The 6,646-nt window shown below is 42.6% G+C and carries 7 protein-coding genes; 2 read left to right on the forward strand and 5 right to left on the reverse strand.

All coding sequences use genetic code 11. The annotated features are described in order from the left end of the window. Window positions 1–308 precede the first annotated feature (308 nt). The 5 genes from F6K51_RS34700 to F6K51_RS34720 form a co-directional block, all read right to left on the reverse strand. Window positions 309–851, reverse strand: coding sequence for an EF-hand domain-containing protein (locus F6K51_RS34700; RefSeq protein ID WP_293029951.1), 543 nt, complete (start codon window positions 849–851; stop codon window positions 309–311). A gap of 336 nt (window positions 852–1,187) precedes the next feature. Continuing rightward, on the reverse strand, window positions 1,188–1,910 hold the full coding sequence (locus F6K51_RS34705) for a hypothetical protein (RefSeq protein WP_293029954.1): 723 nt from the start codon (window positions 1,908–1,910) through the stop codon (window positions 1,188–1,190). Window positions 1,911–2,295: 385 nt separating this feature from the next. Then, window positions 2,296–3,636, reverse strand: a complete 1,341-nt coding sequence (locus F6K51_RS34710; RefSeq protein WP_293029957.1) for a cytochrome P450 — start codon at window positions 3,634–3,636, stop codon at window positions 2,296–2,298. A gap of 191 nt (window positions 3,637–3,827) precedes the next feature. Continuing rightward, window positions 3,828–4,115, reverse strand: coding sequence for an addiction module antidote protein (locus F6K51_RS34715; RefSeq protein WP_293029960.1), 288 nt, complete (start codon window positions 4,113–4,115; stop codon window positions 3,828–3,830). 187 nt (window positions 4,116–4,302) lie between these two features. Beyond that, window positions 4,303–4,488 (reverse strand): hypothetical protein, encoded by a 186-nt coding sequence (locus F6K51_RS34720; protein ID WP_293029963.1) that lies wholly within the window; start codon window positions 4,486–4,488, stop codon window positions 4,303–4,305. An 81-nt stretch (window positions 4,489–4,569) separates the two neighbouring features. Between F6K51_RS34720 and F6K51_RS34725 the strand changes: the two genes are divergently transcribed. Both F6K51_RS34725 and F6K51_RS34730 read left to right on the forward strand, forming a co-directional pair. Beyond that, window positions 4,570–5,526, forward strand: a complete 957-nt coding sequence (locus F6K51_RS34725) for a F510_1955 family glycosylhydrolase (RefSeq protein ID WP_293029967.1) — start codon at window positions 4,570–4,572, stop codon at window positions 5,524–5,526. 916 nt (window positions 5,527–6,442) lie between these two features. Continuing rightward, complete coding sequence (locus tag F6K51_RS34730) at window positions 6,443–6,643, forward strand: hypothetical protein (protein ID WP_293029969.1); 201 nt, start codon at window positions 6,443–6,445, stop codon at window positions 6,641–6,643. Window positions 6,644–6,646: the final 3 nt, after the last annotated feature.

The raw sequence follows: 6,646 nt of genomic DNA on the forward strand, positions 1-6,646 counted from the left end.
CATTACGACTAATTCCTTCCAGTTTTTCTCTCTGGTCTGAAGTTAGAAAAACCATTACCCGACGACCTCTTCCCATATTATCCAGTTTGTTTTCTGTCTATTACACTATTTTAAGCTTGCCACGCCACTACGAGATCTACAATATCAAATGATTGACCTTTGGTCACGCTACGCGATTGGCCGTAGGCCACGCTAAAAGCGATTGACCTTTGGTCACGCTACGCGATTGGCCGTAGGCCACGCTAAAAGCGATTGACCTTTGGTCACGCTACGCGATTGGCCGTAGGCCACGCTAAAAGCGATCGAGCTTAGAAAGAACCGAAAAGATAATTACCAGGAGAATCTGGGTCATCACTTTTGTGAAATTGTTCAAGCAAGTCTTTAAACTGATCCTTAGACAAAGTGTTACCTGCTTTCAGATTTAGCTTAGAGCAAGCAATCTCTAATTCTTCATCGCTAACTCCCCAGGCTTTGATCAAATTATAAAATTCTTCAGGACTTATAACACCATCTCCATTCTGATCAAACAGCTCGAAAACCTCATCAGCTTCTTTTTTTACAGTCTCGTACATTTCGTTGCTGGTAATTCGAGTGTAACCATGTTCGAGCCACTCATCTAAACTAATTTCACCATTATTGTTTTTATCTACATCTTTTTGGAGATGATCCCAATCAGCCATGACTTCGGCATACATCTTGTCATAACCAGCGGATCCCGGCTCAAGATTATGTAACTTAGCTACTGTCTGCGCTTTAATCTCAAAGTCTTCTTTGGTTACAACACCATCATTATTAGTATCATAAATATTAAACAAATGCGTCCATTTCTTGGTTTGAAATTCAGTAAGCATGTTGGCTAATCTCCATCAATAAAAAAGTAAGATTTGACTGGTGCAATTCACCAAGGTAGCTTCAAGGCTAGGTAAATTCCTACTACACAACAGCATTGCTACTGTTCAGCATAAAGAACTTCTAAACCTTTAGCTGACAAAACTATACTACCATAGTCTCGTTAATTTTTTGCCTTCACAAAATAATCTTTGTGCTACATCGATGGCATTACCAGCTGAGTTCAAATTCAGCAAATTACTGAACAATACGTCAGGGATATACTTACAGCTATTGAACTGAATCCTTACGATGTTTTCTGGGCACCACCGCCATATAAATACTTACTATTAGGTGCTTTATTTCGTTTCTATAGTTATCATTCGGTGCAATTCAGAATAATACTTAATCGTTTGTTCATTCCATTCCATCATCTTCCATTCAACTGGCTGCTGGTTCAATCCATTGAGGAAAGAAGGGAACACTATCGGCTCCTCAAATGTAGTTGAGTATAAGAAGTGGAAATCATCATGATACATCCTCTGAGTAACTTTGTTTTCACGATCAACCAAACAGAAAGCCCTTTTAGCTCCTAAGTCATCAATATATTTACCAAAAGCTGCTAATAGTAATGGCATGGCTCGCCTGTAGTGTCTGAGCATCACGCTGTATGTATTGATATCGACTGCCGGAATCTTGTCTTGAAAAACGTAATGTTCACCATTAGGTCTTTGCCCCATTTCAAAAGGGAACCTACTCGACTTGGTTCTATCGTTAATTCGTGATGTTAGTACTATTTCATTGTCTTTGATGACAAAAAAATAGGTTCCTACTAAATGATATTCATTGTCGATTCGATTACTAAATCCATCATATCCTGCTTTTTTTAAGTGCATTTTATGCACTTCGCGAACCTGTTCAGTCCAATTTTTAGTCTGGTCATTAACACCCATGACATAAACCAGGTATCCATCTTTTTCGAGATATAAATATGGAGCCAAAAGTTCTTGATCTGAATACCATAAATCACCGGGAGTTTTCCTAGACAGGCTATGGTCAGCTTTCGACATTGAATTGATCATCAGTGAAACTAAAATCTTCAGTGTTGGATCACTCCATGGCAATGGTTAGGGAAGACTAGCCATTTTTAAGCACTAATAGTGAATTACTCTACCAAATAAACCCTAAACAACTTGAGATTTAAGCTTAACTTAAGGATGATATAGCACTACCGATTCAGGTGTTTGAGATTTATACAACCAGCAAAAGCTGTTGCCATCAACTTTTGCCTCTAGCATGCATGCCTCTTGCCTTTCCCGTAGCGCCGCGATATCAGCCTTTGGCCTGTGGCTACGCTACGGGAATAGTTTTTGAAAAAAATAAGCTGACGGTTGATGGCACCTCAAGTAGCGTGAGCTAAAAGCTCACGTCTGTTCGCGTAGCGTGCGCGTAGCGCATATGCTTACCTTAAGAGTTTACTCTACGACTAAACTTAACCTTAAGTTCATCCCGGGGATGGGGAGTTGGAATCACCACCATTTCTAAATCTTGACCTGGCACTAGTTTCCAGTCATAATCCCGGAGCAATTGAGCCGCGAAAATCCTCATTTCTAATTTGGCAAACTCCCTGCCTAAACATTCCCGTAAACCACCCCCAAAGGGGATATATCCAAAAGTTTTTTGTTTATCTTCTTTCCTATCTAGGCCAAACCGATCTGGGTCAAAGCGTTGATGATATTGATAAATTTCCTCATCTTTGTGGGTTTCGGTAATTTGGCACAGTATATTCCAACCTTGAGGAATCAAGTAACCGTTAAATTCAAAAGACTGAATAACCTTCCGAAAAAGACCACTAACAGGAGGAATTATGCGCAGCACTTCTTTGAGCACTTGCTCTAGATAGGTCATCTGCTTGAGATGTTCCATGGTTAGGGCTTCTGAACCAGAAAACTGCTGTTGTTCAGCACGGAGATGGGCAACAACATCTGGATGCTGCGCTGTCAACAGACAAAAAGATGCGATCGCAGAGGTTAAGGTTTCGTGGCCTGCCCACAACAACAGAAGCACTTGGTCTTTGATTTCATCCAAACTCAAGGAATTCCCCTGGTCATCCTCGGCTTGTAACAATAGTCCCAAGGCGTCCTCTCCGGGATTTTTCTGTTGCTGTCGCTGTTGGACAATGGTTTCGATATAGGTCAGCAATCCTTGACGAGCACGCAAGGCTTTACCAAACCTTGTCCAAGGTAGAGAGAGCGGGATACTGAACACTCCCTCAGAAAAGTTATTAAATAGTTGAGCCAGAGGGGTTTCGGAACCTCCATCAGTTCCCATCAGCAAGGTACTAGCGATCTCAAAGGTATAGTCCTGCAGTTGAGGATACCAGGTTAAAGTTCCCATCTGTTCCCATTTCTGGAGATAATTGCTAGTAATGTTGGCCATGGTGGGAATATAACTAGCTAATGCTCTCGGTTGAAACGCCTGGGACATTAACTTACGGCGCTTTTGGTGGAAAACTCCCGTTTGGTTGGCCAGTGAGGCGGCTCCAAGTAAGATTTGCGTGCTTTTGGGCCAGATAGAAGCAACATACTGATTTTCATTCGTAAACAGAAATTGATTCGCTTCTGCAGTATTCATCGTCACCGCAGGACTACCAAAAATGTGGGTTTTGTAGATGCGCCCATACTTGTCTAACCGCTTTTTGTGGAAATTTCGATCCGTTAAAAAGCTGATCGTCTCACCGATAATGGGTAAACAGACGTTACCAGGGGGCAATGGAAGCGAACGCATATCTTGAGTGGTGGTTTCCATGGAAATAAGCAAGCTGCAGGGTCAAGACTTATTATCTCTTGCCTGATCCAGGGTAAACCCATCTTATTTTGAAATCCCTACTGGATATGATTATTAATTTTGAAATCTTTTCTGAGTAACTGGGTTACCAATTGGTTTAGGAAGAAACGTTCTAAGTTAGTCAAAAGACACAACAACAAAAATGCAATACTTCATATCGAAGTAGCCCGCAACCGTAGACCAAGTGCCTGTATTACCTTGAGAAAAGTGGCTAACTTTAGATTACCTTCCATCAACAACGCCTGATCAAGACTCTCATGTCCGAGACCGGTTTCGTGAGCAATTTGTGTCATTGCTTTGGAACGAGCAATATCTCCTAGAGCAGCCACCACCAAGGCAGGATCGCCATCTTCAAGAGCAGCTTCGAGATAGGCAGCCATATCTTCTTTGGTCTCCAGATGTTCTGCCACATCCCAGGGATGGGTTTTGATGTTGGTCATGACCATCTCCTATAACTTTTGTGCTAGATCTAGGGCTGTCTTGATGTCCCGGTCTTGGGTGCGCTTGTCACCACCTGCAAGGAGGATTATCAAGGTACTCCCAAATAATGGAGTTATACACCAGACCTATAATACATTAAAGAACCTTTGTTTGCCCACACCGGACATTCTAACCAACAACCATACCTCAACAAACCCCAGAAGCGGCAACTACGCCATCACCATCAAACCAGCTTGGTCTAGAATCGGTATCAGTACCAATAACTTTTCTTGTGGCAACCGCTACAGTTTCCGAAGCAGCAACAGTGGATAGTAAAACGTTAACTACCAGAACTGAAATTACCAGTCCAACCCTGGGATTGGGAGAATTCATCTTAGGATTACTGGTGGTAGGGCCACTTGTACCCGCTTCAATCAAGCAATTGATGTATAGATGAATGTAGAGATAAACGATATGGTTAAAAATTGGTTTATTTACAGTATTGTTGCTATTACGGTGATGGGTTGTCAACCCACCACAATTAAAACCAATATCACTCAGTCAACCATAACAGGAGTGACCAATGATGTCACTAATAACAACGTTATTCTTAGTGATGCTCCTGAGAAGTGGTGGCAGAAGACTAATATTCACGCTATGGCTGTTAGTCCAGAGAATCCGGAAATCCTCTACGTAGCCACCCATCATGGTCTATTGCAGCGTTCTGAGGCAGGGAAATGGCTGCAAGTTGGCAAAACTCGTTCTAATTTCACCAGCTTTGTGGCTCATCCCAAGGATAGCGGACGCTTTTATGCTAGCTTACATCCACCATCAGGAGGCAAGCTCGGTTTTCTGACTAGCTACAATAAAGGGCAACAATGGCAGCTCCAATCCCTGCTCGGGGTAGATTTTCTGACGTTAGCGATCGCACCAGCTAACCCCAAAGTAATTTATGGATGGGCGGTTTCTGGAAAACAAGGCTTGTTGGTTTCAAAGGATGGTGGCAAAACCTGGAATCAATTACCAGCGCAGGGACTGGAGGATAATCCCCATAACTTAGTAGTTGACCCGCGCAATCCTGAGCACGTGTTTGCCGCTACAACTCTGGGATTATTTGAGAGTAGGGATGGTGGAAAAAGCTGGATTTTAGTCCCCAATTCTCAAGAGTCCCTCGTTGCTAGTCTGGCTCTGAAATCCGAAGCAGAAAAAACAGTAATTTATGGATTTCACATCCTTTCAGAAGATTCCGGAGGATTCTTTAAAAGTACCGATGGGGGTAGGACTTGGGAAGCCATAAGCGCAGAAACTGGAGACTTATTTTTGTATATGGCGATCGCCCCGTCTAATCCCGATTTTTTATACGCTGCTAATGATCAGAATGGAATTTTACAATCTAAAGATAGCGGCAAAACTTGGCAACCATTATTCTAATACTATTACTATAACAAAGGGAGTAGGGAGTAGGGAGTAGGGAGTAGGGAGTAGGGAATCAAAAATTATCACAATTCATTGAGCTACTCTCTAGAATTTAGATTACTATTATATTACTATTAGATAGCGTTTATCATAGCTATGACCTACACATTATTTTTTCCCTATTGCCTCTTGCCTCTTGCCTATTCCCTGCTCCCTGCTCCCTGCTCCCTGATCCCTGCTCCCTAAAACCAAGATAGATATTTATTTGTACTTAAAGTGCCCTGATAATTGATAATTACTATGGCTATTAAGAGATTCCGTTTACGTCAATTGCACGCTTGGTTTGCCCCAATTATGGTCTTGCCAGTGTTGTTGACTGTGATTACAGGTTCCTTGTTTCAGGTGGCAGTTATTACTGATAAAAGTAGTGAATTTATTTGGCTTTTGGATCTGCACAAAGGAAAATTTGGTGCCATTAACTTACAAATGATTTATCCCTTTCTCAATGCCTTTGGTTTATTAACCTTAGCAATTACAGGTATTTCTATGTGGTTTCAGACTCGGCGACGGGTTATAGGGCAGCGCTCACGAAATAGGTAGGGAATAGGGAACAGGGAATAGGGAACAGGGAATAGGGAATAGGGCAAAAATTCTGTGTACCTCATAGCTAGGAAAAACGCTATAGCATTTTTATTTGAGATGTAAACATAGGATTAATAGACTAAGCGATGCATCGCTTAAACCACTCTTGAGCATGGCATTTTGCATTTTGCATTTTGCCTTAAAAGGCTAATAGCAATCCGTGTAGTAATTGTGATAATTTTGTTCCCTGTTCCCAGATCCGCTGTTCCCTATTACCAAAAATTCTGGGTTTAAAGTTCCTGTAGGGTGGGCAGGGTCGCAGACAGATTCACCAAGCTGGCAATGCAGGTTGCTAGGCACTGCCCACCTGAAAATTAACGACTATTTTCTCTTCCCGACTCCCGACTCCCGACTCCCGACTCCCGACTCCCGACTCCCGACTCCCGACTCCCGAATCCCGACTCCCGACTCCCGACTCCCCACTCCCGACTCCCGACTCCCGACTCCCGACTCCCGACTCCCGACTCGCTCAGTCCTACGTACCCACTAACAC

Origin of the sequence: Moorena sp. SIO3I8 (assembly GCF_010692325.1) — a bacterium.
Lineage (GTDB): Bacteria > Cyanobacteriota > Cyanobacteriia > Cyanobacteriales > Coleofasciculaceae > Moorena.